General features: G+C 65.7%; 19 protein-coding genes, 2 tRNA genes and 3 rRNA genes. 14 read left to right on the forward strand and 10 right to left on the reverse strand.

Annotated features, from left to right (window positions below; all coding sequences use genetic code 11):
* Together KBZ04_RS00615 and KBZ04_RS00620 are read left to right on the forward strand one after the other, a co-directional pair.
* The coding region (locus tag KBZ04_RS00615; RefSeq protein ID WP_254989983.1) for a GNAT family N-acetyltransferase at positions 1-958 on the forward strand (958 nt) is incomplete at its 5' end.
* Positions 921-1,304 carry a DUF4346 domain-containing protein gene (locus KBZ04_RS00620; protein WP_254989984.1) on the forward strand — a complete coding sequence of 128 codons (384 nt, stop codon included), beginning with the start codon at positions 921-923 and terminating at the stop codon, positions 1,302-1,304. The genes KBZ04_RS00615 and KBZ04_RS00620, both read left to right, overlap by 38 nt.
* Before the next feature lie 6 nt (positions 1,305-1,310).
* On the opposite strand, the gene KBZ04_RS00625 is transcribed toward KBZ04_RS00620, so the two are convergent.
* Both KBZ04_RS00625 and KBZ04_RS00630 read right to left on the reverse strand, forming a co-directional pair.
* On the reverse strand, positions 1,311-1,778 hold the full coding sequence (locus KBZ04_RS00625; protein ID WP_254989986.1) for a hypothetical protein: 468 nt from the start codon (positions 1,776-1,778) through the stop codon (positions 1,311-1,313).
* A 93-nt stretch (positions 1,779-1,871) separates the two neighbouring features.
* A complete protein-coding gene (locus tag KBZ04_RS00630) occupies positions 1,872-3,482 on the reverse strand; it encodes a B12-binding domain-containing radical SAM protein (RefSeq protein WP_254989987.1) in 1,611 nt (536 codons plus the stop codon).
* A gap of 167 nt (positions 3,483-3,649) precedes the next feature.
* Here KBZ04_RS00630 and KBZ04_RS00635 point away from each other — a divergent pair, with 167 nt between their 5' ends.
* Positions 3,650-3,769 carry a cytochrome b6-f complex subunit 6 gene (locus KBZ04_RS00635; protein ID WP_216910333.1) on the forward strand — a complete coding sequence of 40 codons (120 nt, stop codon included), beginning with the start codon at positions 3,650-3,652 and terminating at the stop codon, positions 3,767-3,769.
* Here KBZ04_RS00635 and KBZ04_RS00640 read toward each other — a convergent pair.
* On the reverse strand, positions 3,756-4,985 hold the full coding sequence (locus tag KBZ04_RS00640) for an MFS transporter (protein ID WP_254989988.1): 1,230 nt from the start codon (positions 4,983-4,985) through the stop codon (positions 3,756-3,758). The two genes, KBZ04_RS00635 and KBZ04_RS00640, sit on opposite strands and share 14 nt — an antisense overlap.
* Entirely contained in the window at positions 4,982-6,376 is a 1,395-nt protein-coding gene (gene rimO / locus KBZ04_RS00645; protein ID WP_254990006.1) for a 30S ribosomal protein S12 methylthiotransferase RimO, read from the reverse strand. Before rimO ends, KBZ04_RS00640 begins: the two co-directional genes overlap by 4 nt.
* A 124-nt stretch (positions 6,377-6,500) precedes the next feature.
* Here rimO and KBZ04_RS00650 point away from each other — a divergent pair, with 124 nt between their 5' ends.
* Positions 6,501-7,433: a vitamin K epoxide reductase family protein gene (locus KBZ04_RS00650; protein ID WP_254989989.1), complete on the forward strand. Its 933-nt coding sequence runs from the start codon at positions 6,501-6,503 to the stop codon at positions 7,431-7,433.
* Positions 7,434-7,443: 10 nt separating this feature from the next.
* Here KBZ04_RS00650 and nadB read toward each other — a convergent pair whose 3' ends face one another.
* The 3 genes from nadB to KBZ04_RS00665 form a co-directional block, all read right to left on the reverse strand.
* On the reverse strand, positions 7,444-9,087 hold the full coding sequence (nadB, locus tag KBZ04_RS00655) for an L-aspartate oxidase (protein WP_254990007.1): 1,644 nt from the start codon (positions 9,085-9,087) through the stop codon (positions 7,444-7,446).
* A 179-nt stretch (positions 9,088-9,266) separates the two neighbouring features.
* Entirely contained in the window at positions 9,267-9,644 is a 378-nt protein-coding gene (gene psbU, locus KBZ04_RS00660) for a photosystem II complex extrinsic protein PsbU (protein ID WP_254989990.1), read from the reverse strand.
* Positions 9,645-9,775: 131 nt separating this feature from the next.
* Positions 9,776-10,510 (reverse strand): DUF3120 domain-containing protein, encoded by a 735-nt coding sequence (locus KBZ04_RS00665; protein ID WP_254989991.1) that lies wholly within the window; start codon positions 10,508-10,510, stop codon positions 9,776-9,778.
* 95 nt (positions 10,511-10,605) lie between these two features.
* On the opposite strand from KBZ04_RS00665, the gene KBZ04_RS00670 reads away from it, so the two are divergent.
* The 10 genes from KBZ04_RS00670 (at position 10,606) to rrf (ending at position 23,179) form a co-directional block, all read left to right on the forward strand.
* Positions 10,606-11,478, forward strand: coding sequence for an undecaprenyl-diphosphate phosphatase (locus KBZ04_RS00670; protein WP_254989992.1), 873 nt, complete (start codon positions 10,606-10,608; stop codon positions 11,476-11,478).
* A 55-nt stretch (positions 11,479-11,533) separates the two neighbouring features.
* Complete coding sequence (locus KBZ04_RS00675; protein ID WP_254989994.1) at positions 11,534-12,910, forward strand: TIGR03279 family radical SAM protein; 1,377 nt, start codon at positions 11,534-11,536, stop codon at positions 12,908-12,910.
* Between the two features lie 26 nt (positions 12,911-12,936).
* Positions 12,937-14,646: a TolC family protein gene (locus KBZ04_RS00680; RefSeq protein WP_254989995.1), complete on the forward strand. Its 1,710-nt coding sequence runs from the start codon at positions 12,937-12,939 to the stop codon at positions 14,644-14,646.
* A gap of 6 nt (positions 14,647-14,652) precedes the next feature.
* Entirely contained in the window at positions 14,653-16,047 is a 1,395-nt protein-coding gene (locus KBZ04_RS00685) for a BCD family MFS transporter (RefSeq protein ID WP_254989996.1), read from the forward strand.
* The gene (locus KBZ04_RS00690) at positions 16,044-16,865 is read left to right on the forward strand and encodes an inositol monophosphatase family protein (RefSeq protein ID WP_254989997.1); all 822 of its coding nucleotides are present in this window, start codon (positions 16,044-16,046) and stop codon (positions 16,863-16,865) included. Before KBZ04_RS00685 ends, KBZ04_RS00690 begins: the two co-directional genes overlap by 4 nt.
* A gap of 680 nt (positions 16,866-17,545) precedes the next feature.
* Positions 17,546-19,030, forward strand: a 16S ribosomal RNA gene (locus KBZ04_RS00695).
* A 320-nt stretch (positions 19,031-19,350) separates the two neighbouring features.
* Positions 19,351-19,424, forward strand: a tRNA-Ile gene (locus tag KBZ04_RS00700).
* A 9-nt stretch (positions 19,425-19,433) separates the two neighbouring features.
* Positions 19,434-19,506, forward strand: a tRNA-Ala gene (locus tag KBZ04_RS00705).
* A 503-nt stretch (positions 19,507-20,009) separates the two neighbouring features.
* A 23S ribosomal RNA gene (locus KBZ04_RS00710) occupies positions 20,010-22,885 on the forward strand.
* A gap of 177 nt (positions 22,886-23,062) precedes the next feature.
* A 5S ribosomal RNA gene (gene rrf, locus KBZ04_RS00715) occupies positions 23,063-23,179 on the forward strand.
* The 16S, 23S and 5S rRNA genes sit together here with 2 tRNA genes alongside, the layout of an rRNA operon.
* A gap of 134 nt (positions 23,180-23,313) precedes the next feature.
* Here the strand turns inward: rrf and mtnC are convergent.
* The 3 genes from mtnC to KBZ04_RS00735 are packed head-to-tail and all read right to left on the reverse strand — an operon-like array spanning position 23,314 to position 25,770.
* Positions 23,314-24,666, reverse strand: a complete 1,353-nt coding sequence (gene mtnC / locus KBZ04_RS14230; protein WP_315860011.1) for an acireductone synthase — start codon at positions 24,664-24,666, stop codon at positions 23,314-23,316.
* A gap of 19 nt (positions 24,667-24,685) precedes the next feature.
* Positions 24,686-25,534 (reverse strand): DNA-formamidopyrimidine glycosylase, encoded by an 849-nt coding sequence (locus KBZ04_RS00730; RefSeq protein WP_254989998.1) that lies wholly within the window; start codon positions 25,532-25,534, stop codon positions 24,686-24,688.
* A gap of 26 nt (positions 25,535-25,560) precedes the next feature.
* The gene (locus KBZ04_RS00735; RefSeq protein WP_254954304.1) at positions 25,561-25,770 is read right to left on the reverse strand and encodes a photosystem I reaction center subunit IV; all 210 of its coding nucleotides are present in this window, start codon (positions 25,768-25,770) and stop codon (positions 25,561-25,563) included.
* Positions 25,771-25,790: the final 20 nt, after the last annotated feature.

A 25,790-nucleotide genomic window follows, 5' to 3' on the forward strand; every position in this document is an offset into this window, starting at 1 on the left:
CGACCAGTCCTTTGCCCAGCTGGCCGGCCAGCTGGGCCTGGGCTACTACCCCAAGCTCGTCGGCATGAGCCCGGTGAGTCCGGTGCAGGGCTACCGCTTCCATGTCGCCGCCGGCGAGGACGCCGCCGCCCTGACGGCGTTGATGCTGGCCGAGATCGACAGCTTCTGCCGGCGACAGCGGATTCTCAGCTGCAACTTCCTCTATGTGGATCCCGCCTGGCAGCCCCTGGCGGAAGCGGCCGGTTGTGCGTTGTGGATCAACCAGCAGAGCGAATGGCGCAACCCGGGCCATGCCGACTTCGAGGCCTATCTGGCCAGCTTCAATGCCAACCAGCGGCGCAACATCCGCCGCGAGCGCCGCTCGGTGGCGGCGGCGGGGCTCACGGTCACCCCCCTGGCGGGCGAGGACATCCCGCCGCCGCTGCTGGAGCGGATGCACGGGTTCTATGAGCAGCACTGCAGCCGCTGGGGGCCCTGGGGCAGCAAGTACCTCACCGAGTCCTTCTTCCAGGCGGCCGCCACCGACCTGCGCCAGCACCTGGTGCTGTTCAGCGCCCATCGGGGCGAGCCGATGCAGCCCCTGGCGATGTCGCTGTGCGTGCACGATGCCACCGGCCTCTGGGGCCGCTACTGGGGCAGCGACATCGAGCTCGACAACCTGCATTTCGAGGTCTGCTACTACGCCCCGATCGCCTGGGCGATCGGGCGGGGCCTGGAGAGCTTCGATCCCGGGGCCGGCGGCAGCCACAAGCGGCGCCGGGGCTTCGTGGCCCAGCCCCGGGCCAGCCTGCACCGCTGGTATGACCCCCGCTTCGACGCCATCCTGCGGGAGTGGCTGCCGGGCGCCAACCAGGAGATGCACCAGGCGATTGCGGCGATGAACGCGGAGCTCCCCTTCACCGCTGCCTACGATCCCCCCCATGCACCGCGACCCGTGCCCGCGCCTGAGCCTGGATGAAGCGCTCTCCCAGCGTTTCATCGCCCTCGACCCGTCGGGCTACTTCCTGATCAAAGTGGATGCCGCTGCCGGTGAGCTGGTGGCCGAGCACTACGCCAACGGCATCGATGAGCGGGGTCTGGCCACCGACCCCGACACCGGCGAGGTGATCAGCTGCCGGGGCAGCGACCCGCGCCCGCCGCTGGCCACCTACCGGGGCCGCACGGCCAAGGAGCTCGGCATCGCCCTCACCGAGGGAGAGGGGCCCCATCCCCTGTCGCGGCTCGACCATGCCCTGTACCTGGGCCGGGAGCTGCAGAAGGCCGAGCTCTGCCTGCTGCAGGGCCTGCCCTACGAGCAGGACTAGACGGGCTCAGGCGGAGGCCACGATCCGGCAGCGGCCATCCATCATCAAGGCTCCGCGCCCGCCGCCTTTCTGCATGGCGTTTTCCTGGCAGGTCAGGGCCCGACGGTCGATCGTGGTGTGGGGCTCCACGTCGTGGTGCTGGTCCGGATGCCGCACCGTCGGGGGCTTCAGCGCCGCGATGCCGGGAAGCTGCTCCCGAGTCGGGGCGTGGCCCATCGCGACCTCATCACCGTCATTGTCGGAGAGGTGGAAGTTGTTCGACTCCTTCTCCAGAAACGTGATCTGATCACGGGAGGTTTTCACTGGCAGGGTCTGGCCGTCGGCAAAGCGGACACGGTCGTCGCCCTTGCCCACATCCACCCTGAAATCGATCTGCCCCGTGGGGTCATCGCGATGGCGACAGATCATCCACTGGGGGCCGATCGTGTCCCAGCGACTCAACCCCAGCACCAGCAGGCCCACGCCTCCGATCATCGCCAGGAGAAAAAGCCTGGTCAGCCCAGTGTTCGTGACCTGTGATTGCCGCATCACTGCGCCTCTTCGGCAGCAGATCAAACGTACTCCGGGCTAGGCAGGCTGCAGTTCGCGGCTGGTGGCGCGGGACCCTTCGGGCGGCTCCGGGGGCAGGGCAGCGAGCTGGTCCTGGATTTCCCGGGTCACCACGCCCCGGTACTCCTGGAAGTGCTCGTTGTGGGCGAGGGTCACCAGGAACTGCTCGAGGTTGTTGGGGTTGCGGCGCGCGATGGTGAGCAGGGAACGCCAGAAGCGGCCGCGGGTGTCGCGCTTGAGGCCCTGACGCCAGATCACGATCAGCAGGGCGCGGACATCCGTCCAGCTGGGCAGACTGGCCTTGCCGAAGGCCGCCGCCGGGACGAACTGCTGCCAGCGGGGCTGGCCCATCTTCAGGTAGTAGTGCGTGACCCGGTCGATGTAGGCGTTGGGTTCGTAGAGGCGGCAGAAGGCATCCACGTACTCGTTGGCGATCTGGCGGATCGGCCGGGTGGGAACGAAGTTGAGCAGGTTGGTCTGGTTGACGCCCTTGGCGTCGGTCTTCTCCTGCACCAGACGGCCCTCTTTCTCCAGCCGATGCCAGAGACCCGTGTTCGGCAGGGCCTGAAGCATGCCCATCATCGCGGCGGGGATGCCGGTGCGACTGACGAATTCCACGATCCGATCGCCGGCGCCCGGCTTTTCACCGTCGAAGCCGATGATGAAGCCCGCCATCACCCGGATGCCGTAGGCGGTGATCCGGTCGACCGATTCCTCCAGCGAGCTGCGGGTGTTCTGCAGCTTGCCGGCCGTTTCGAGGCTGGCCTCATCGGGCGTCTCGATGCCGAGGAAGACGCTGTCGAAGCGGGCCTCCGCCATCATCTTCATCATTTCATCGTCGGCGGCGAGATCCACCGAGGCCTCGGTGGCGAAGCTGAAGGGATAGCCGTGGGCGATCTGCCAGCGCTTGATCTCGGGCAGCAGCAGTTTGGCGTTGCGCTTGTTGCCGATGAAGTTGTCGTCGACCAGGAAGATGGAACGCCGCCAGCCCAGGTCGTAGAGGTACTGGAGCTCGGCGACAAGCTGCTCGGGGGCCTTCGTGCGGGGTTTGCGGCCGTACAGCACGATGATGTCGCAGAACTCGCACTGGAACGGGCAGCCCCGCGAGAACTGCACCGACATGGAGTCGTAGGCGTCCAGTTCGAGCAGATCAAAGCGGGGGATGGGGGTGCCGGTGACGTCCGGCTTTTCGCCATCGGCACTGAAACGTCCCTGGCGGTCGCCACGCTCGATGGCCTCGATGAACATCGGCAGGGTGATTTCACCCTCGTCGAGCACCTTGAAGTCGGCCAGCTGTAGTTCAGGGGCGTCGGGGGTGGAGCTGGCGAAGGGGCCACCCACCGCCACCGGCAGACCCCGCTGCTTCGCCTTGGCGATCTGGGCGGCCATGTCGGCCTTCTGGACGATCATCCCGGAGATCACCACGAGCTCCGCCCAGTTCCACTCAGCTTCGGTCACCTCCCGGACGTTGCGATCCACCAGCTTCATCTCCCAGGTCTGGGGCAGCAGCGCTGCCACGGTGACCATCCCCAGCGGCGGAAGCAGCACCTTCCTGTTCACCAGCTCAAGGATCTTTTCGTAGCTCCAGAACGTCTTCGGGAATTCGGGGTAGATGAAGAGGGTGCGCATGCTGCAGGTGCGTTGTGGAAGGGCCGTGGGCGATTGCGCGGCAGTGGAAGGGGTGTCTTGAGCAGGTTCCGCTGCGCCGCAACCCTAGGAGGTTTCGGGAAATGTCAGGTCGTTCTACCGCCTTCTCCCGGGCCATGGGGGTGGGAGGGGGCGGATCCTCTGCTGTAATGATCCCGTTCCTCGCAGCAGCGGCCGTGGGTGTGGTGATTTATCTGGCGCTCGTCGGTGGCGGGCTCACCGCCGCCTTCCTGGCCACGGTCGTGCTCAAGGGCGTCAGGCTGATCTGAGCCGCAGGGCTCCGTTCCTGCCCAGTTCCAGCACCCCCACCACCAGCCCCAGACCGCCGAGCAGGGCGAACGTGGCCTGCAGTCCCAGGGTCATCGCCAGGGCGGCGGCCAGCAGGCCACTCACCCCGCCGCCACCCAGGAAGGCGATCTGCCCCAGACCGGCCATGCGGCCGCGCAGGGCCATGGGTGCCCCCACCTGGAGGATCAGGCTCGAGCCGGCCAGCAGGCCGGCCGTGCCGGCGCCGATCAACAGGGCCATCGCCAGCGCCAGCGGGCCCCTGGAGGCCGCCGCCATCCCCAGCTGGGCCAGGGCCACCACCACGGCGCAGCCCCCCAGCAGCAGCACCGGGCGTTCGCTCAGGGCCAGGCTGTTGCGCTGCAGCACCACACCGCCAGCGATGCTGCCGGCCGCCAGCACACTGGTGAACAGGCCGAGGGCCTGCGGCGAGGGCCCGATCACTTCGGCGGCGATCAGGGGGGCCAGGCCCGGATGGAAGAAGCCCACCAGGCAGGCCACGGTGGTGAAGCGAAGCACGTGGCGCAGGGTGGAGCCGCAGTCCCGCCAGGCGGCGCCGAGGCTGGCCCCGTCACCCACGGCGCTGCGCTGCTCCAGTTCCCGGTGGGGCCGCAGCAACCAGATCACGGTGGCGATCGGCAGCAGGTAGGACGCCGCATCGATCGCCAGGGCCATGGCGGGTCCGGAGAGGGCCACGAGCCAGCCCCCCAGCGGAGGGCCCACCAGCTTGCCGACGTTGAACACCACCGAGAAGCTGGCCAGGTAGGGCGCCACCTGCTCCGGCCGTTCCACCAGCAGGGAGCAGTACTTGCTGCGGGCGGTGAGCTCAAAGGAGCTGGACACGCCCACCACCAGCGTGCTCAGCAGCAGCAGGACCACCTGCCCCGTTCCCTGCAGCAGGGGAATGGCCAGGGCCCCCAGGGCCGCCCCGCCGAACAGCCCCCATTGGGAACGGATCAGCATGGTTTCGCAGCCCAGCTGATCCGTGAGCACCCCCGCCCGGCCGCTGACCAGAAGGCTGGGCAGGGCCAGGGCGGCGAAGTGCAGGGCCAGCAGCAGCGGGTTGCCGGTGCCGGCCATCAGGATCCAGCCCTTGGCCGTCAGCCCGGCGAAGGATCCGGAGGTGCTCAGGCCGGAGGCGAGCAGGAAGAGGGGGCGTTGGTGCCGTTGCAGCCAGCCGTCTGGGCGGCCGGGGCTCAAGCCCGGCTCCGCGTGGCGGCCTGGGCCTCACGCACCATCGCGCCGGCTCCCACCACCTCGCCGCGCAGGTCGTAGGTGTCGGCCGCGGTGATCCGCACCGGCACCATCGTCCCGGGTGCGGCGCAGAGTCCGCCCTCGCCGGGGCTGACGTGCACCTCACCGTCCACCTCAGGGGCGAAGCGGGCGCAGCGGCCCAGCATCTCGCCGCTGGAAGGGTTCTCCTGCTCGATCAGCACATCCACGATCCGGCCCACCCAGGCGCCGTTGCGGGCGGCGGCGATCGGCTGCTGCAGGGCCATCAGCCGGTCCCGCCGCTCGCTGGCGACCTCGACGGGCACGGGATCCGGCAGGTCGGCGGCGGCGGTGCCCTCCTCGAGGGAGAAGGTGAACACACCCACGTGGTCGAAGCGCTGCTCGGCCACGAAGGCCAGCAGATGCTCGAAATGCTCCTCCGTCTCCCCGGGAAATCCGACGATGAAGGTGGTGCGCAGCACGGCGTCGGGCAGCTGCTCGCGGATCCGCTGCAGCAGGTCGCCGTTGACCCCCGTCTGCCAGGGACGGTTCATGGCCCGCAGCACCTCAGGATGGCTGTGCTGCAGGGGCAGGTCCAGGTAGGGCAGCACGTTGGGGACGTCCCGGTAGGCGGCGAGCAAGGGCTCGGTGAGGCCGGTGGGATAGGCGTAGTGGACCCGGATCCAGGGAATCTCCACCTCCCCAAGGGCCCGCAGCAGGTCGTCCAGCCGTGGTTTGCCGTAGAGATCCAGGCCGTAGTTGGTGGTGATCTGGCTGATCAGGATCAGCTCCTTGACGCCCTGGGCAGCCAGCTGGTGGGCTTCGGCCACGATCGAGTCGATCGTTCGGGAGCGCTGGTCGCCCCGCAGCCTGGGGATGATGCAGAAGGCGCAGCGGTAGTCACAGCCCTCAGCCACCTTCAGATAGGCCACCGCTTCGGAGGTGGTGCGGTAGCGGGGCAGGTGTTCGTCGCCCACGAAGGTGGGCACCGCGCTGACCCTGTTGACCCGCTCCCCGGCCTCGACCCGCTCCAGCACCTCCACGATGTGCTGGTAGTCGCCGGTGCCGACGATCGCCCGCGCCTCCGGCAGGGATTCGAGCAGCTCCTGCTGGAAATGCTGGGCCAGGCAGCCGGCGATGATCAGTTCCTTGCCCTGCTCGGCCAGTTCCACCAGGGTTCGCACCGATTCGGCGCGCGCGTCCTGGATGAAGCTGCACGTGTTCACCACCACCACCCGGGCCTCGCTTTCGTCGGCACTGACGCCGTATCCGGCCTCGGCCAGCAGGCCGAGCATGTGCTCGGTGTCCACCCGGTTCTTCTCGCAACCCAGGTGGGTGAAGGCCACGGTGGGCCGTTCTCGGCTGGGCTGGGGGGACATGCTGCTGCGGGTGGAAAGGGGAACGGGCCGGCGTTCCGGCACCAGGGCGTGGGCGCAAACGCCGATGTCCACCCTATGCAAGCCCCCGCGGCTGCGAGAATCGCCCCACGAAACGACCGTGCCTGTGACTTCCACCCGCCTCGCCAGTCGCCTCACGACCCGCCGCCGACCCGAGCCGGGGCGGCGCTGGGCGCGGGTGGTGATGGCCGTGCTGGCCACCATCGGCGTGATCGACACCACCGCGATCACGCTGAACCGCTGGGGCGTGATCGGCAACCTCAGCTGCCCCGGTGGGGCCGAAGGCTGCGACAAGGTGCTCAACAGCCCCTGGGGGAGTGTCTTCGGCCAGCCCCTGTCCCTGTTCGGCTTCCTGGCCTACGCGTCGGTGCTGGTGATGGCCTTGCTGCCGCTGCTGCTCACGGGTGAGGCCCGCACCCGCGTCAATGGCCTCAGCTGGTGGGGCCTGTTCCTGCTCAGCGCCGGCATGGCGATCTTCAGCCTGGTGCTGGTGGGGGTGATGGCCTTTCAGATCAAGGCCTTCTGCACCTTCTGCCTGATGTCGGCAGCGATCAGCCTGACGCTGTTCGTGCTGAGCCTGATCGGAGGGGAATGGGAGGACACTGGCGCCCTCATCTTCCGCGGCGTGCTTACCGCCCTGGCCGTCGGCCTGATCGGGCTGGGCTGGGCCACCTCCCTCAACCGCCCCGAGGCCACCACGGGCCCCGGCATGCCGATCCCGGTGGTCGCCGCCAGCACCCCGGCCACCCTGGCCCTCGCCGAGCACCTCACCGCCACCGGCGCGGTGATGTATTCGGCCTACTGGTGCCCCCATTGCCATGACCAGAAGGAACTCTTCGGCAAGGAGGCCACGGCCAAGCTCAAGATCATTGAGTGCGCTCCCGATGGCCGCAACAGCCAGGCGGCGCTCTGCGCCAGCAAGAACATCCAGGGTTTCCCCACCTGGGAGATCAAGGGCCAGCTGGATTCCGGCCAGAAGACCCTCGCCCAGCTCGCCGCCCTGAGCGGCTTCAAGGACCCTGCAGCCCCCGCCAACTGAGGCGTTCCGTTCAGGCCTGGCCCACCGGGCCTGTGAAGGGGGACCGTCCCCGTTCCTGCAGCGTGTGACACCGCCAGAACGGCTGGGGGGTCGGGGCATCGGTGCGGTGATGGCCGCCCCGGCTCTCCACCCGGAAGGCGGCGGCCTCCATCAGCAGCTCCGCCAGCACCAGCCTCTGGCGCAGATCCTGCAGCAGCAGCAGGCGGCGGCCCTGGTCCGGCGTCAGCTGCAGCTCCTGGTCGGGCGGCAGATCATGGGCCCGGCGCAGCAGGGGGGAACGCTCATGGCCGGAGCGTTGGCTGCGGACCCGGCGCAGGGCGTCGATCAGATCCACCCCGCGCCGCTCCACCCCGGCCACCTGCCAGCACAACTGCCGCAGATCGCCGATGGACGCCATCAGACTGGCCTCGTCCGGGCAGGCCTGCAGCTCCGCCTGGCTGAGCCGCGGTGCGGCGGCGGCCGTGCCCTGCGGCTCAGGGGGGAGCGGCTGGGGGCACAGATGGCGCAGCCGGCGGGCGAAGACCAGGCATTCCATCAGGGAGTTGCTGGCCAGGCGGTTCGCCCCGTGGACTCCGGTGCTGGCCACTTCGCCCACGGCATAGAGGCCGTCCAGGCTGGTGGCGGCCTGCAGGTCGGTGCCGACGCCCCCCATCCAGTAGTGGGCGGCCGGCGCCACGGGGATCGGGGCGTCGCAGGGCGCCAGCCCCAGCTCACGGCAGCGGCGCAGGATGGTCGGAAACTGGCGGTCCAGCCGTTCGCGGCCCACCGGCCGCAGGTCGAGCCACAGGTGGGTCACCCCCTGCTCCGCCATGCAGCGGGCCAGGGCGCGGCTCACCTGGTCCCGCGGTGCCAGATCGCCCCCCTCCAGCTGCGCCACCGGAGAGCGGCCAGCCCCGTCGAAGAGCCGCGCCCCCTCGCCGCGCACCGCTTCGCTGATCAGGAAATGGGGGGCGTCCGGCAGCATCAGTGCCGTGGGGTGGAACTGCACGAATTCCAGGTCCCGCACCCTGGCCCCGGCGCTCCAGGCCATGGCCACGCCATCGCCGCTGGCCTGGGTCGGGTTGGTGGTGTGGGCAAACAGATGGCCGCCGCCGCCACTGGCCAGCACCACCGCACCGGCCCGCAGCCAGCGCAGGCGGTCGCCTTCCAGCACCTGCAGTCCGACGCAGCGGCCGTCCTCCACCCACAGTTGCAGGGCGGGGATGCCCTTGCGCTGCTCCAGCCCCGGCCGGCGCCGCACCTCCCGTTCCAGGGCATCCACCAGGGCGCCACCGGTGCGGTCCTGGGCGTGCAGCACCCGGCGGTGGCTGTGGGCGGCTTCGAGGGTGGTGCTCAGGCCCTGGGGGGTGCGGTCGAAGTCCATGCCCAGTTGCACCAGCCGCTCGACGCAGGACGGCGCCTCCCGCACCAGCACGTCCACCGCCTCCGGATCGCACAGGCCGGCTCCGGCCTTGAGGGTGTCGGCGATGTGGCTGGCGAAGCTGTCGTCGGCTCCGGTCACGGCGGCGATGCCGCCCTGGGCCCAGCGGCTGGCGGACGGTGGGCTGCTGGATTTGCTGAGCAGCAGCACCCGCAGCTGGGCAGGCAACTCCAGGCAGGTCATCAGGCCTGCGGCGCCACTGCCCACCACCACCACATCCCAGTGGCAGGCCATGCGCGGATCCGGCTCATCCAAGCGGCTGCTTCACCCCGTTGCACCGTGCCTCGTGGTTGAGAGCCTATGGGACGGGCGGCGACCGTCTGCCGCCCACAAAAAAACCGCCGTGATGACGGCGGTTTCAAGATGGTTGATCCAGTGGGGGGCGGCCGGCGGCCGGCTCCAGCTCAGCAGGCTCAGCGGTAGACGCCGTCGTTGATGCGATCGAAGCCTTCGTTGAGGGCGATCGCGGGCGGGGTCACGGTGAAGTTGCCCTTGTACTTGTTGAACAGTTCCTTCTGGCGGTCGGTCAGGTCCAGCGCCAGCACGTCATCGACGCTGTCGTAGGGACCGCCGAGAACGATCTTGCCGGCCAGGGTCGGGTACATGCCGGGGTACTGCTGGAACCGGCGGACCGAAGCGTTGTTGAGATCCACCTTGCCGACGCTCTCGGCGAGCTTGTCGTCGATCTCGTTGCGGCGCTCCGCGGCGAGGGCGGCACCGGGCAGAACCAGGGTCATGAGCAGACCGGCCAGGACCACACCACTCATCAACCAGGCAAGCAGCCGCTTCATCACGACACTCCGTTTAGGGAAAGAACCAGGGGACCCTGGCAGGGACAGGGCGGTGATCCGCAGACCACCCGTGAAAGGTTACAGAAAGCCCCCTGGTCTCCCCCGGCGGGCGGCGTTGCTTTTGCAGATCTTCAGATCAGGCCGCTGAGGTGGGGGGCCAGAAGGGCGGCGCCCAGAAACAGGCCATCGACGGCCAGGGTGGTTCCCAGGGCGGCGGCGGCGACCCGCCAGGGGCCTCCTTGGCTCCAGAGGCGGCGGCAGATCAGCACCAGCAGGCTGGCCGTCAGGCCGACGAGGGCCAGGGGCCAGGGCTGCAGCACCTGGATGGCGGCACCCTGCAGCAGCAGGGGCGCTTCGGCCAGGGGGGCGTTGAGCACCTGGGGCCAGAGGTCCATGAGCCCGGCGGCGGCCATGACCCCATCGGTGCTCGCGGTGCCGAGCAGGGATCCGAGGTAGAAGGCACCCGCCAGTCGCCAACGGCCCCCGAGGCCCGCCACCGCCAGGGGCAGGGCGAAGGCCTCGATCGGCAGATGCATCACCGGGTGAAGCCGGAACCAGCCCCAGAACAGGCAGCCCCCCAGCCAGCTGCCGCAGAAACCCACCAGGAGCACACCCAGTTGCTGCCACTGGCCCTGGCCGCGGCGCTCCAGCACCAGGGCCAGGGCCATCAGGGGGAGGGTGAACAGGGCCGCCGCCATGGGCGCGGCCCGCACCCAGGGGGCCTGCAGGAACACCGGCACGGTGACCAGAAGGGCGGCCGCCAGGGGCAGCACGGCCACGGACGGGATGGCCGGGCCGGCAGCGGCGACCCGCAGCCCCGGCAGGGCCGGGGGGCGGGTCGAAAGGGTGGGTGGGACCCCGAGCACCTGGTTGTGAAGAAAGTTGTGCAACCTTAAAGGGATGGGGGGGTGCTTCCGTGACCCGTCAGGCCATAGGGTCAGCCGCAGTATCGGCTCCCCCCATGCCGCTGGTCGCCACGGCCGCCGCTCTGCCCCTGGTCGAGGCCTGCTGGCACGCCTTCGTTCTGGGGGTCGTTCAAGGGCTCACGGAGTTCCTGCCGATCAGCAGCACAGCGCACCTCAAGGTGGTCCCGGTGCTCCTGGGCTGGGGGGATCCCGGGGTGGCCTTCACGGCAGTGATCCAGCTGGGCAGCATCGCCGCCGTGCTCGGCTACTTCCGAAAGGATCTGGCCGAGGTGGGCACCGGCATGGCTCGCGCCTTCCGCCATGGCCAGTGGAATGATCCGTCGGCCCGGCTGGGTGTCGCCATCGTCCTGGGCACGGTGCCGATCCTGCTGGCCGGTCTGGCCATCAAGGTGCTCCTGCCCAGCTACGAGACCTCCCCCCTGCGCAGTCTGACCTCGATCGCCATCGTCTCGATCGTGATGGCGCTGCTGCTGGCGCTGGCCGAACTGGTGGGTCGCCGCCGCCGCCTGCTGGAGGCCGTCACCCCCCGCGACGGTCTGCTGGTGGGATTGGCCCAGGCCCTGGCCCTGATCCCCGGCGTGTCGCGGTCGGGCAGCACCCTGACGGCGTCCCTGTTCGATGGCTGGCAGCGGGCCGACGCGGCGCGTTTCTCCTTCCTTCTGGGCATTCCCGCCATCACCCTGGCCGGGCTGGTGGAGCTCAAGGCCGCCTTCGGCTCGGTCCAAACGGGCGGTGTGATTCCGATGCTGGTGGGCATCGCGGCGGCGGCGGTGGTCTCCTGGCTGGCGATCGCCTGGCTGCTCCGCTTCCTGCAGCAGAACAGCACCTGGATCTTCGTGATCTACCGGCTCCTGTTCGGACTGGTGATCCTGCTGGGGTTCCGGGGGCTGGAGGGCGTCACCCCCTGAGGGGGAGGGGCCGCCACACTGAAGCCACAGTCCTGTCGCCCTCGCCGTCACCCCCGTGTGGAAGGAGCCCTCCCTTGCCCTTGCCGGGCCCGTCACCCAACCCCGGCCCGCGCTGGTGGCCACGGTGGAGCCGGGCTCGATCGCCGAGGAGCTGGGGTTCCAGCCCGGTGACCGCCTGCGCAGCATCAACGGGGTCCGGCCGCGGGACCTGATCGACGTCCAGGTGCTGCAGGGGGAGGAGGAGCTTGTGCTGGAGGTGGAGGACCCCGACGGCACCCTGCATGTGGTGGAGCTGGAGAAGGACCTGGATGAAGGGCTGGGGCTGGGCTTCAGCGAAGCCCTGTTCGACGGCCTGCGCCAGTGCAACAACCACTGCCCCTTCTGCTTCATCGACCAGCAACCGCCAGGGCGGCGAGACAGCCTGTACCTGAAGGACGACGACTACCGGCTCAGCTTCCTCTACGGCTCCTACCTCACCCTCACCAACCTGACCCCGGCCGACTGGAGCCGGATCGAGGAGCAGCGCCTCTCCCCCCTGTTCGTCTCGGTCCATGCCACCGACCCGGAGCTGCGCAGCCGGCTGCTGGTGAATCCGCGGGCCGGCCTGCTGCTGGAGCAGCTGGCCTGGTTCGCCGAGCGGCGCCTGCAGATCCACGCCCAGGTGGTGGTGTGTCCGGGGCTGAACGACGGGGAGGCCCTCGAGCGCACACTCATCGATCTGGCCCGTTTCGCCACCGGGCCCTGGCCGGCGGTGCTCTCCACGGCCGTGGTTCCCGTGGGCCTGACGCGCTTCCGGCCCGCTGGCGATGCCCTCAGGCCGGTCGACCGGGACGGGGCCCTGGCGGTGATCGCCCGGGTGGAGCCGCTGCAGCGGACGTTCCAGGCCAGCACCGGCAGCCGCTTCGCCTGGCTCTCCGATGAGTGGTTTCTGATCGCCGGCCAGCCTTTGCCGCCCCGGGCCAGCTACGAGGATCTGCCCCAGCAGGAGAACGGCGTCGGCAGCATCCGCGCCTTCCTCGAAGAGCTGGAGGGGGCCACCCAGGACCTGCCGAGCCGAATCGCCATCGGCCGCCGCTGCAGCTGGGTGGTGGGCCGGCTGGTGGCCGAGGCGCTGCAGCCGGTGGTGGAGCGCCTCAACCGGGTCGAGGGGCTGGAACTGCTGCTCCACGGCCTGCCCAGCCCCTACTGGGGCCAGGAGCAGGTGGTTACCGGATTGCTCACGGGCTCCGACCTGCTTGAGGGGCTCAGCCACCGTGACCTCGGCGAGGAACTGCTGCTGCCCAGGGTGATGCTGCGCGAAGGCCAGGAGGTGTTTCTGGACGACACCACCCTCGCCGACCTGCGCCTCCGCCTGCCCGTGCCGGTCCGGTTGCTGGGGGGTGCGGACGATCTGGTGGCCGCCTGCCTCGGCACCCCACGGGGAGGTGCTTAAGCTCGGGCGGAAGCGAACGGTCCAACGTGAGGCGCCAACCACTCCTGCTCGCGGCACTGGTGGTGCTTCCGTCGGTTGGCTTCCAGTCACTGCCGCTGCGGGCCCAGCCGGCTCCGGCCCCCGCCAGCCCGGTCGTTCCTGCGCCCGAGGCCCTGCCCCTGGCCCCGGAGGTCAAGGGATCACGGCCGAAATCGAACCCCAGCGTGCTGGCTCCCGCCGCCAAGGAGCTGCCGTCCGACCTGAAGGATCTGCGGGCTCCCAATCCCCTGGCCCTGCCGGTGAAGCCAGCCCAGGTGCGCATCCGGGAACTGCGGCCCCTCGGCCTGGCCGATGTGGAAACCCTGGTCGAAGTCAACAACCCCGAGCTCAAGGCGATCGCCAGCCAGGTGGAGCAGGCCCAGTCGGCCCTGCGGGCCCAGATCGCCCTCTGGTACCCGACCATCCAGCTGAATGCCAACAGCCTGCCCACCTACACCGGCGGTCAGCAGTTCAGCAGTGCCTTCACGGGTACCGGCCAGCAGCCCGGCAACACGATCACCAGCATCTGGCGGATGACGGCGGTGCTGCAGGCCAGCTGGGGTCTGATCAACCCCACGCGCACGCCGCAGATCGCCGCAGCCCGTGACCGGTTCGAGCAGGCCAAGAACCAGTACCTGATCGGCCTGCGGGCCCGACGGCTGGAAGCGGCGGAGGCCTTCTTCAACCTCCAGGTCTCCGACGAAACCGTCCGCATCGGCCAGGAATCGGTGCGCTCGTCCCTGGTGAGCCTGCGGGATGCCAAGGCCCGTTTCCAGGCCGGGGTGGCCACCAAGCTGGAGGTGCTGGAGGCGGAAACCCAGCTGGCCCGGGACCAGCAGGTGCTGACCCAGGGCCTGGCCGACCAGGCCATCGCCCGCCGTGCCCTGGCCGCCCTGCTCGATCTGCCCCAGGACGTGACGCCCACCTCCAAGGAGCCGTCGCGGGTCGTGGGCTCCTGGCTGCCCTCGCTGCAGGAGAGCATCATCGCGGCCTACGCCTTCCGGGAGGAGCTCGACAACGTCCTGCTCAACATCTCCATCGCCAACAGCGAAGCGAACACCGCCCTGGGCCAGGTCCAGCCCTTTCTGAACATCGCCTACGGACTCACCGGTGGCCGCACGCGGGGTGTTCAGTTCGCCAACCGCAGCACCCCCGGCGTCAACTTCGGCAACGAGGGTTGGTCGGTCGAGAACACGGTGGGGCTGAATCTCAGCTGGACCCTGTTCGATGGGGGTGCCGCCCGGGCCAACTACCGCCGCCAGAAGCAGGTGGCCCAGCAGAGCACCTTCGAATTCGCCCAGCAGCGCGACGCCATCCGCCAGCAGGTGGAAACCAACTTCTACGAGCTGGAGAAGAACAACCGCAACATCACCACCACCTCCCGCGAGGTGATCTCCACCAGGGAATCCCTGCGTCTGGCCCGCCTGCGCTTCCAGGCCGGTGTCACCACCCAGCGGGAGGTGGTGGACACCCAGCGCGACCTCACCCAGGCCGAAGTGCGCTGGTCGACGGCCATCTCCGACTACAACAAGGCCCTGGCCCGGTTGCGACGCTTCACCGGCCTCGACCAGGTCGGCCTCTGCCAGCGCCAGTCCCTTCCCGCCACCAGTCCCAGACCGGCGGGGACCGCTGAGATACCGGTGGAGCCCCAACCCCTGATTCCGGCCTGCCGTGCCGGCAGCCCGATCGGGCTCGAGGCCATGCCGCCGGGGTCCTGAGGCCCGTTGTCGACCCATCTACGCTCCGGTCTGACCCTCCACGCCACCGTGCGCCTCGGACTCTTCCAGGGATGTCTCGGTTGCCTGGCGGTGATCTTTTCCGGTCTGCTCAACCGGATCATGCTGAGCGAGCTGGGTTTCCCCGGGCTGCTGGTGGGCGGCGCCCTGGCCTTCGAGCAGTTCGTGGCCCCATCGCGGGTGCTGTTCGGCCAGATCTCCGATGCCCATCCCCTGGCCTCCCGTCACCGGGTTCCGTATGTGCTGATCGGCACGGCGGCGTTCTGCCTGCTGGCGGTGCTGTCGGTGCCCCTGATCTTCCAGGTGGGACGCCTGCTGCAGGACGGCAGCCAGCCCGGCCTCGCCCTTGGCATCGCGGCCCTCTGCGGCCTGTTCGCCCTCTACGGCCTGGCGATCTCCCTGGCCACCACCCCCTATCTGGCCCTGGTGATCGACCGCACCAGCGAACAGGAACGCCCCCGTGCGGTGAGCATCATCTGGTGCATGCTCACCGTCGGCATCGTCATCGGTGCGGTGTCCATCGGCGTGAGCCTGCGTTCCCTGGATGGGGTCAGCGATCCAGAGGTGCTCCAGGCGACCCTCTTCCGCTTCATGACGATCGTGGCCGCCGCCGTGATGCTTCTCACCGTGGTGGCCACCTGGGGAATGGAGTCGCCCCTGCGTGAACGCAGCGACGGGACAGCCCCCAGGCGGGAGGACGCCATTGGCCTGCGGCAGTCGTGGACCCTGATCACCTCCAGCCGCCAGGTGCTGATCTTCTTTTCCTTCCTGATCCTGTTCACCCTGGCGCTGTTTCTGCAGGATCCGGTGCTGGAGAGCTACGGCGCCCAGGTCTTCGCCATGCCGATCGCCGCCACGGCCCAGCTCAACGCCTTCTGGGGAGTGGGCACCCTGGTGGGCCTGCTGCTGGCGGGGTTGTGGGTGGTGCCGCGACTGGGGAAGATGGCCACCGCCCGGCTCGGTTGCCAGCTGATCGCCCTGTCCCTGCTGCTGCTGCTTGTGGCGGGGCTGACGGCCAGGATCCCCTTTCTGCAGGCCGTGATGGTGCTGTTCGGGCTGGCGGCCGGCATCGGCACCAACAGCGCCCTGTGCCTGATGCTCGACCTCACCCTGCCCCAGGCCGCCGGCACCTTCGTCGGGGTCTGGGGTCTGGCCCAGGCCCTGTCGCGGGCGATCGGAAAGTTGCTCGGCGGCGGCCTTTACGACATCGGCCGCTCCCTGCCGCTGGGCGATGGTCCTTACGGGCCCTTCGCCCTCGTATTGGGTGTGGAGTTGCTGGTGGCCCTGGCAGCCCTGGTGCTGCTGGCCCGTGTCAATGTGCGCCAGTTCCGGGAGGACACCTCCCGCAGCCTCAGCCATGTCCTGGAGCTGGAGCTCGGATGACATCCCTTTCCCCGCACCTGCTTGATCCCCGCCTGGAGGCCCTGATCGATCGGGTCGCCGAGCGACAACGCGCCGATTTCGGCCACAGCCAGCCCGATCTGAAGGCCGATGGCTCCTTCATCACCGCCTGTGATCGCTGGAGTGACGCCACCCTGGTGGAGGGGCTGGCGCAGCTGTACCCGGGGGAGGGGGTGCTCAGCGAGGAAGGCCGGCAGCAGGTGCCCGCCACCCCGGCGTACTGGGTGGTCGATCCCCTCGATGGCACCACCAACTTCGCCGCCGGAATTCCCTACTGGGCGATCTCGATGGCCCGCTTCGAGGCCGGCGTCCCGGTGCTGGCGGTCCTCGACGTGCCGCCGCTGCGGCAGCGGATCGTGGCCCTCCGGGGACAGGGCGCCTGGCGCAACGGCAAGCCCATTCCGCCCCCGGCCGAGCAGGGGCACAACGCCGGCTGTGCCTCCCTCTGCAGCCGATCGATCCGGGTGCTTCAGAAACTGCCGCACCGTCCCTTCCCCGGCAAGATCCGCCTGCTGGGCGTGGCCAGCCTGAACCTGGTGTCGGTGGCCATGGGCCAGACGATGGCGGCCCTGGAGGCCACACCGAAGATCTGGGACCTGGCGGCGGCCTGGCTGGTGCTGGAGGAACTGGGCTGTCCCCTGCGCTGGCTGGGAGCAAGCCCGCAGGGGCTGCTGGCCGGAACCGACCAGGCCCAGACGGATTTCCCTGTGCTGGTGGCCAACCGCCAGGAGATCCTGGAGCGCTTCATGCCCTGGGCGGAAGCGCTTGAGACGGAGGTTCCGCCCCCACAGGTGGTATGATTTTGGACTGCGCCCCAGAGAGCGAGAGCTCGAGCGGGGAGCAGGCTTACGGGATCGAGAGGCGCGAGCCGACGATGTTGTAGGTTTTCTGAGTCGCCGGGAGGCGACGCGCCGCGAGAGCCCCGGAAGGGGTGGAGCGGTAGAACCTGGACAACCAAAAAAGTTTAGGAACTGACGCTTCCACTGCGTCGGTTGCGACTGTTGAGGAGGAGCGAATGCGGGAGACCGTAGACGGCCGAATCGAAAGTGCCTGTGTCCATCGCTACGGCGAGGGGGAGAGGAGTCCCTGGAAGGGGAGGCAACGGACGAAGAGCGGTGGAGGTGTGAGGTCCCGTCAAAAGAAACAAGCGACGGGTTGAAGCAAGCAAGGAGTTGAGGTGCGTTCTCACGACGCGCTGAGGCTTGGAGCGGCGCCATCGGCTGGGAGTGATTTCAGCCGTGATGGAAGGCCCTTTGTCTGTTCAACTGGTTGCGAACCGGATCTGAGATTCGGGAAAGTCACAGGGAGTGAAGAGGTGAGCTCACCGCAAGGGGAGCGAACCAGGAAGCGCCCGGTGCACTCTTTGAACCCAGCGCGAGAGCGATGGTGGCCCAGTCGTTGCCGTAGACGCCAGTCTGCGGGGATGGCACGAGGCAAATTCAACTGAGGTGAGCGCGAGCTTGCCAAGAGGGTTGGATCTACAACGGAGAGTTTGATCCTGGCTCAGGATGAACGCTGGCGGCGTGCTTAACACATGCAAGTCGAACGAGCCTTCGGGCTAGTGGCGGACGGGTGAGTAACGCGTGGGAATCTGCCCTCAGGAGGGGGATAACGGCCGGAAACGGCCGCTAATACCCCATATGCCGAGAGGTGAAATGAATTTCGCCTGAGGATGAGCCCGCGTCTGATTAGCTAGTTGGTGGGGTAATGGCCCACCAAGGCGACGATCAGTAGCTGGTCTGAGAGGATGATCAGCCACACTGGGACTGAGACACGGCCCAGACTCCTACGGGAGGCAGCAGTGGGGAATTTTCCGCAATGGGCGAAAGCCTGACGGAGCAACGCCGCGTGAGGGATGAAGGCCTCTGGGCTGTAAACCTCTTTTCTCAAGGAAGAAGACATGACGGTACTTGAGGAATAAGCCACGGCTAATTCCGTGCCAGCAGCCGCGGTAATACGGGAGTGGCAAGCGTTATCCGGAATTATTGGGCGTAAAGCGTCCGCAGGCGGCCTTGTAAGTCTGTCGTTAAAGCGTGGAGCTTAACTCCATTTCAGCGATGGAAACTACAAGGCTTGAGTGTGGTAGGGGCAGAGGGAATTCCCGGTGTAGCGGTGAAATGCGTAGATATCGGGAAGAACACCAGTGGCGAAGGCGCTCTGCTGGGCCATAACTGACGCTCATGGACGAAAGCCAGGGGAGCGAAAGGGATTAGATACCCCTGTAGTCCTGGCCGTAAACGATGAACACTAGGTGTCGGGGGAATCGACCCCCTCGGTGTCGTAGCTAACGCGTTAAGTGTTCCGCCTGGGGAGTACGCACGCAAGTGTGAAACTCAAAGGAATTGACGGGGGCCCGCACAAGCGGTGGAGTATGTGGTTTAATTCGATGCAACGCGAAGAACCTTACCAGGGTTTGACATCCTGCGAATCCCTTGGAAACGAGGGAGTGCCTTCGGGAGCGCAGAGACAGGTGGTGCATGGCTGTCGTCAGCTCGTGTCGTGAGATGTTGGGTTAAGTCCCGCAACGAGCGCAACCCACGTCTTTAGTTGCCAGCATTCAGTTGGGCACTCTAGAGAGACCGCCGGTGATAAACCGGAGGAAGGTGTGGATGACGTCAAGTCATCATGCCCCTTACATCCTGGGCTACACACGTACTACAATGCTACGGACAAAGGGTTGCAAGCTCGCGAGAGTTAGCTAATCCCATAAACCGTGGCTCAGTTCAGATCGTAGGCTGCAACTCGCCTACGTGAAGGAGGAATCGCTAGTAATCGCAGGTCAGCATACTGCGGTGAATACGTTCCCGGGCCTTGTACACACCGCCCGTCACACCATGGAAGTTGGCCATGCCCGAAGTCGTTACTCCAACCCTTGTGGAGGAGGACGCCGAAGGTGGGGCTGATGACTGGGGTGAAGTCGTAACAAGGTAGCCGTACCGGAAGGTGCGGCTGGATCACCTCCTAACAGGGAGACACAACTGATCGTGATGTCTGAGCGCCGACCGAACGTAAGTTTGGGAAGCACATTTGTCTCAGGCCACGGTCCTGTCATCTCGAAGGTCGATCGGTACCTCAAGGTGAGCCATCAAAGCCAAAGAGACGTCCAGAGAGCTGGCAAGAGCAGGAAGGACGGTTCTGAGGATGTTGTGATGGACTCGTTTTCAGTTCCTAAACTTTGTCTAGGTCACCCCACCCAGGGTTTCCCCGACTTGCCATAATTCAAGGCCCGAAAGGGTTTGGGATTGAGGGAAGCGGCCAGAAGCTTGTGTCGAAGTGATTGATCCTGGGCCATTAGCTCAGGTGGTTAGAGCGCACCCCTGATAAGGGTGAGGTCCCTGGTTCAAGTCCAGGATGGCCCATTCGTGTTTGGGGGTTTAGCTCAGTTGGTAGAGCGCCTGCTTTGCAAGCAGGATGTCAGCGGTTCGAGTCCGCTAACCTCCATCCAACCAGGTGAAGACCACCATCAGAAAGCGGCAACAGGATGCATTTTGATCGGTGAGGTGACAAAGACATGTTCAGCTGAGGATTCCAGCCTCCTTTCATTCCCAAGTGACGATTTTCTATCAAGGAAAGTGTCGTCAACGGTGGTTGAAAGGAAGCTGGACTCGCTGATTCTGGCGTAAGCCAGAGATCAGTGAATCTAGCAAAGAACCTTGACAACTGCATAGGTGAGTCTGGATAAAGAAAGCATCTCATAGATGCCCAGACGGAAGCGAGCTTGACTTGGTACTGCCAAGTGAAGGGAGCGTCTGACTGGGAGATTCTTGAGTTTAGAGCCGAGAGCTTCCAGCGTCTTTTCGCTCCGCCGAGGAGGGAAGAGTTTGATTCTGCCTTTCAAACCATTGAAATCTTAGAGAGATCGGGAAACCGAAGGATCAACAGGTGGAGAGAAGTGAAAGCAGAAGAATGGGTCTCAACAACCCTGAACATTGGGAGTGTTAATTGGTCAAGCTACAAAGGGCTCACGGTGGATACCTTGGCACACAGAGGCGATGAAGGACGTGGTTACCTGCGAAAAGTCTCGGGGAGCTGGAAACACGCTTTGATCCGGGAATCTCCGAATGGGGCAACCCCTAGAACGGCCACCTGAATCCATAGGGTGGCGCGAGCCAACCCAGCGAACTGAAACATCTTAGTAGCTGGAGGAAAGGAAAGTAAAAACGACTCCCTAAGTAGCGGCGAGCGAACGGGGAAGAGCCTAAACCGATGGTTTCGACCATCGGGGTTGTGGGACAGCAACGTGGACCAGGGACGTTAGTGGAAGCGTTTGAAAGGCGCGCCATAGAGGGTGAAAGCCCCGTACGCGAAAACGAAACTGGCCTAGCTGTATCCCGAGTAGCACGGAGCACGTGAAATTCCGTGTGAATCCGCGAGGACCACCTCGTAAGGCTAAGTACTCCTGTGTGACCGATAGCGAAACAGTACCGCGAGGGAAAGGTGAAAAGAACCCCGGGAGGGGAGTGAAACAGAACATGAAACCGTGAGCTTACAAGCAATGGGAGTCCTACTCATAGGATGACCGTGTGCCTGTTGAAGAATGAGCCGGCGACTTATAGGCACTGGCAGGTTAAACCGGAAATGGTGGAGCCATAGCGAAAGCGAGTCTGAATAGGGCGTTGGTCAGTGTTTATAGACCCGAACCCGGGTGATCTAACCATGGCCAGGATGAAGCTTGGGTGATACCAAGTGGAGGTCCGAACCGACTGATGTTGAAAAATCAGCGGATGAGCTGTGGTTAGGGGTGAAATGCCAATCGAACCCGGAGCTAGCTGGTTCTCCCCGAAATACGTTGAGGCGTAGCGTCTAGTGCTATAGCAGGGGGGTAAAGCCACCGTTTCGGTGCGGGCTGCGAGAGCGGTACCAAATCGAGACGAACTCTGAATACCCTGTGTGAAACTAGGCAGTCAGACTGTGGGGGATAAGCTCCATGGTCGAAAGGGAAACAGCCCAGACCGCCAGCTAAGGTCCCCAAATGACTACTCAGTGATAAAGGAGGTGGGATTGCCCAGACAACCAGGAGGTTTGCCCAGAAGCAGCCATCCTCAAAGGAGTGCGTAATAGCTCACTGGTCGAGCGATCCTGCGCCGAAAATGAACGGGGCTAAGTAGTCTACCGAAGCTGCGGATTTAACTTGTTAAATGGTAGGGGAGCGTTCCATGTGGGGCGAAGCGTTAGCGTAAGCGGGCGTGGACTGCATGGAAGTGAGAATGTCGGCTTGAGTAGCGAAAACATGGGTGAGAATCCCATGCCCCGAAACCCTAAGGGTTCCTCCGGCAGGCTCGTCCGCGGAGGGTTAGTCAGGACCTAAGGCGAGGCCGAAAGGCGTAGTCGATGGACAACAGGTCAACATTCCTGTACCTGTCATGTTTTGGGAAGGGGGACGGAGAAGGCTAGCCCAGCCAGAAGTTGGTTACTGGTTCAAGCGTTCGAGGCGTTGAGAAGTGGCGAAAACACTTTGAGCTGAGGCGTGAGTACGAGCTGCTACGGCAGCGAAGTGGGTGACGTCAAGCTTCCAAGAAAAGCCCTATACCCGTTAAGGCATGACGGCCTGTACCCGAAACCGACACAGGTGGGGTGGTAGAGAATACCGAGGGGCGCGAGGTAACTCTCTCTAAGGAACTCGGCAAAATGGCCCCGTAACTTCGGGAGAAGGGGTGCCACCGCAAGGTGGTCGCAGTGAAGAGGCCCAGGCGACTGTTTACCAAAAACACAGGTCTCCGCTAAGTCGCAAGACGATGTATGGGGGCTGACGCCTGCCCAGTGCCGGAAGGTTAAGGAAGCTGGTCAGCGTAAGCGAAGCTGGCGACTGAAGCCCCGGTGAACGGCGGCCGTAACTATAACGGTCCTAAGGTAGCGAAATTCCTTGTCGGGTAAGTTCCGACCCGCACGAAAGGCGTAACGATCTGGGCGCTGTCTCGGAGAGAGGCTCGGCGAAATAGAATTGTCTGTGAAGATGCGGACTACGTGCACCCGGACAGAAAGACCCTATGAAGCTTTACTGTAGCTTGGTATTGTGCCCGGGCTCTGAATGCGCAGGATAGGTGGGAGGCTTTGATCCATTGCTTGTGGGTGATGGTGAGCCAACGGTGAGATACCACTCTTTCAGAGCTAGGGTTCTAACGGTCACCCGTCATCCGGGGACCGGACAGTATCAGGTGGGCAGTTTGACTGGGGCGGTCGCCTCCTAAAAGGTAACGGAGGCGCGCAAAGGTTTGCTCAGGCTGGTTGGAAATCAGCCGACGAGTGTAAAAGCAGAAGCAAGCTTGACTGTGAGACCTACAAGTCGAACAGGGACGAAAGTCGGCTTTAGTGATCCGACGGTTCTGAGTGGAAGGGCCGTCGCTCAACGGATAAAAGTTACTCTAGGGATAACAGGCTGATCTCCCCCAAGAGTTCACATCGACGGGGAGGTTTGGCACCTCGATGTCGGCTCATCGCAACCTGGGGCTGAAGTCGGTCCCAAGGGTTGGGCTGTTCGCCCATTAAAGCGGTACGCGAGCTGGGTTCAGAACGTCGTGAGACAGTTCGGTCCATATCCGGTGCATGCGCAGGAATATTGAGAGGATTTCTCCCTAGTACGAGAGGACCGGGAGGAACGCACCTCTGGTGTGCCAGTTATCGTGCCAACGGTAAACGCTGGGTAGCCATGTGCGGAGAGGATAACCGCTGAAAGCATCTAAGTGGGAAGCCCACCTCAAGATGAGTATTCCCATGGCGTTAGCCAGTAAGGTCACGGGAAGAACACCCGTTGATAGGCTCTACGTGGAAGCCGGGTAACCGGTGAAGCGGAGGAGTACTAATAGACCGAGGGCTTGACCAACATCTGGTTCTAAGCCGGCCTTTCCGTAAGCAGGTTTCGAAAGAGGTCTGGTTGAAGGGAAAGGCGGAATGACTTCTTTATCCGGAGGAGTGAAGGCGAAAGTCGTTGCTCTAACCTATGCAGTTCTCAGGGTTCAACCCTTGTCCTCGGCAGATGTTGTGGGAAAGGGAAACCTATCCTGGTGTCCATGGCGCTGTGGAACCACACCGATCCATCTCGAACTCGGTTGTGAAACGCAGCAGCGGCGACGATAGTTGGGGGGTAGCCCCCTGCGAAAATAGCTCGATGCCAGGTAAAACTTCTGCTCCACCATCGCCCGAGGGCGTTGTGTGAGCCACCAGCTCCAGAGGGAGCTGTAGGAGAAGCCACCCGAGAAGGGTGGCTTTTCTGTTTGTCAATTTTCCGTGCAGGCAGCGCCGACTTCGGCCTCAGAGTTCAATCTGGGCCAGGCTGGTGATGGCCTCAAAGGGTCCGGGATCCACGGCGGGATTCTCCGGCCGCACACTGAAGCGCGTGGCCATGCCGGCGGACCGAGCCGCCTCCAGCTCGCTCCTGGAATCGCTTACAAACAGAATGGCTGCCGGCGCGAGCTGCAGTTCCCTGGCAATGGCGCTGTAGCTGGTGGCTTCACCCTTGGGGCCCGTGCTGGTGTCGAACCAGTGGCTGAACAGGTCTCTGAGATCGCCATCGGTGCTGTGGCCGTAGAGCAGTTTCTGCGCCTTCACCGATCCTGAGGAATAGACGGCCAACCGCAGCCCTTGCTTTCGCCAGGCCCGCAACGCTGGAGCCACATCGTCAAACAACGGACACTTCAGGGTGCCGCTGGCATAGCCCTGGTCCCAGATCAGCCCCTGCAGTTCCTTCAGCGCGGGAAGCTTGCGGTCCTGGGCGATCAGCGACTGAAGAAAGCGCACCCGTTCGTCATGGGTTGGCACCCTTCTTGGCTGGTCATGGGCAGCCCCGCCCTCTGTCTCCATGGCCTGGTCAATCGCCTCGATCAGTGGCGCCAGGTCTCCATTCGCTTCGGTTCGCAGAAACCCATCCAGCCGTTCGCGGGCATAGGGGAACAGCACCTGGCTCACGAAGGGCACCGGGCAGGTGGTTCCTTCGATATCGAGCAGGACGGCCCGGATATTCTGGCTTCGTGGATTCAGCTGGCCCAGGCTCTCCAGCAGCAGGCGTCGCCACCCCTGCTCCAGCAGCCACTCCAGGATCTCCAGATGCCGCCGCGCCTTGGACAGATCGCTCCCCCAGGCGTAAAGGCCATGGCCGGCGATCAAGAGTCCCTGGGGGGCATCGCCCAGCAGGGGTCCGGCGGCGGCGCTGAGCCTGGTCAGGTCCTGGTCGTTGGCCAATACCGGCAGCTCCACCCGGCTGCGGTGGCTGCCGATGCCCTCCAGACCCTTGAGCATTTCCAGGCCCTCGAGCCGCAGGCTCCCCGACGTCTGGTCGTCCCCCAGACACCAGTCGGAGAGCAGGGTGGCGGCCTGGGAATGGGTGTGCAGCACGGCGCCGGCTCCGGTCCGGGCCACGATCTCCAGGTGCAGCAGGGTTTCGGCGCTGGCCCGGCCCTCGCCGGCCACCACCGTGCCTTCGGCGTTCACCTGGATCAGGTCTTCGGGGGCGACGGACCCCTTGTCGACACCGCTGGGGGCCATCAGCAGGGTCACGGGGTCGCGCGACAGCACGCAGCTGAAGTTGCCTCCGGTGCCATCACACCAGCCGCGGGAATGGATCTCCGCCATGGTGCGGCTGAGCTGGTCGGCGAGGGCGCTGGTCACGCGGGTTGGCAAACAAAGGTCAGTTCTGGCAGCGTGGACACCAGTGGCTGCTGCGCCCCCCCAGCTTCTCGCGCAGGATCACCGCGCCGCAACGACGGCAGGGTGATCCGCTGCGTCGGTACACCCAGGCCTGGCCGCCGTAGCTGCCGTTGGTGCCCTGCAGGTCGCGGAAGTCGCTGAAGGTGGTGCCCCCGGCGCCGATGCTGGTTTCCAGGACGTCCACGAGCGACGCCCGCAGCCGCTCCAGGTCGCTGCGTCCGAGGCGGCCGCTGGGGGTCTGGGGGCGGATCCCGGCCGCGAACAGGGACTCATCGGCGTAGATGTTGCCCACTCCCGCCACCAACGATTGGTCGAGCAGGGCATTCTTGATCGGCCGCCGCGAGCCCTTCAGGCGCTGCCGCAGGTAGGCACCGGTGAAATCCGCCCCGAAGGGTTCCGGCCCCAGACGCCGCAGGCCGGTGATCACGGCGTCGTCGGCGACCCCGGCAGGGACCCACCACATCTGGCCGAAGCTGCGGGTGTCGACGAAGCGCAGCTCCTCGCCGTTCCTGGTCCAGAGCCGCACCCGGGTGTGGGGGCAGGGGGGGCGGGCCTCGGCCAGCCAGAGGAACTGGCCGGTCATGCGCAGGTGCACGCCCCAGCGGCCTGCGTCGCTGCCGCCAGGGGCCTCGAGATCAGCCAGGAGGTACTTGCCGCGGCGGTGCCACCGGCCCACACGAAGGCCCCGAAGGGCCCTGCAGAAGTCGGCAGGGTCTTCGGGGCTGGCGACGGCACGGGCCCTGAGCACCTCGACGCGGTCGATGGTCAGACCGCAGGTCTGTTGCTCAAGGCCCCGACGAACAGTCTCAACCTCGGGCAGCTCGGGCATGCCCGGATCGTAGGGCTGGCCGGAACTCAGGCCTTGACGAGCTCGCTCTCGGCGAAGTTGTTGGTGTTGATGCCGCCGTCGGAGCCGCTGTAGCCGTTGTAGTTCACCTTCTCGAAGCGAACGACCACTGGGTAGCGGATGCCGGAGGTGTCAACCGACGCCACGGTGCCCACTTCGTTGAACCAGTAGGACTCGGGACGCTTGATCCGTACTTTGTCGCCGCGGGAGATGGCCATCGCTGGGCTGGAAGATCGGT

This window comes from Cyanobium sp. N5-Cardenillas (assembly GCF_024345515.1).
Taxonomy (GTDB): Bacteria; Cyanobacteriota; Cyanobacteriia; order PCC-6307; family Cyanobiaceae; genus Cyanobium.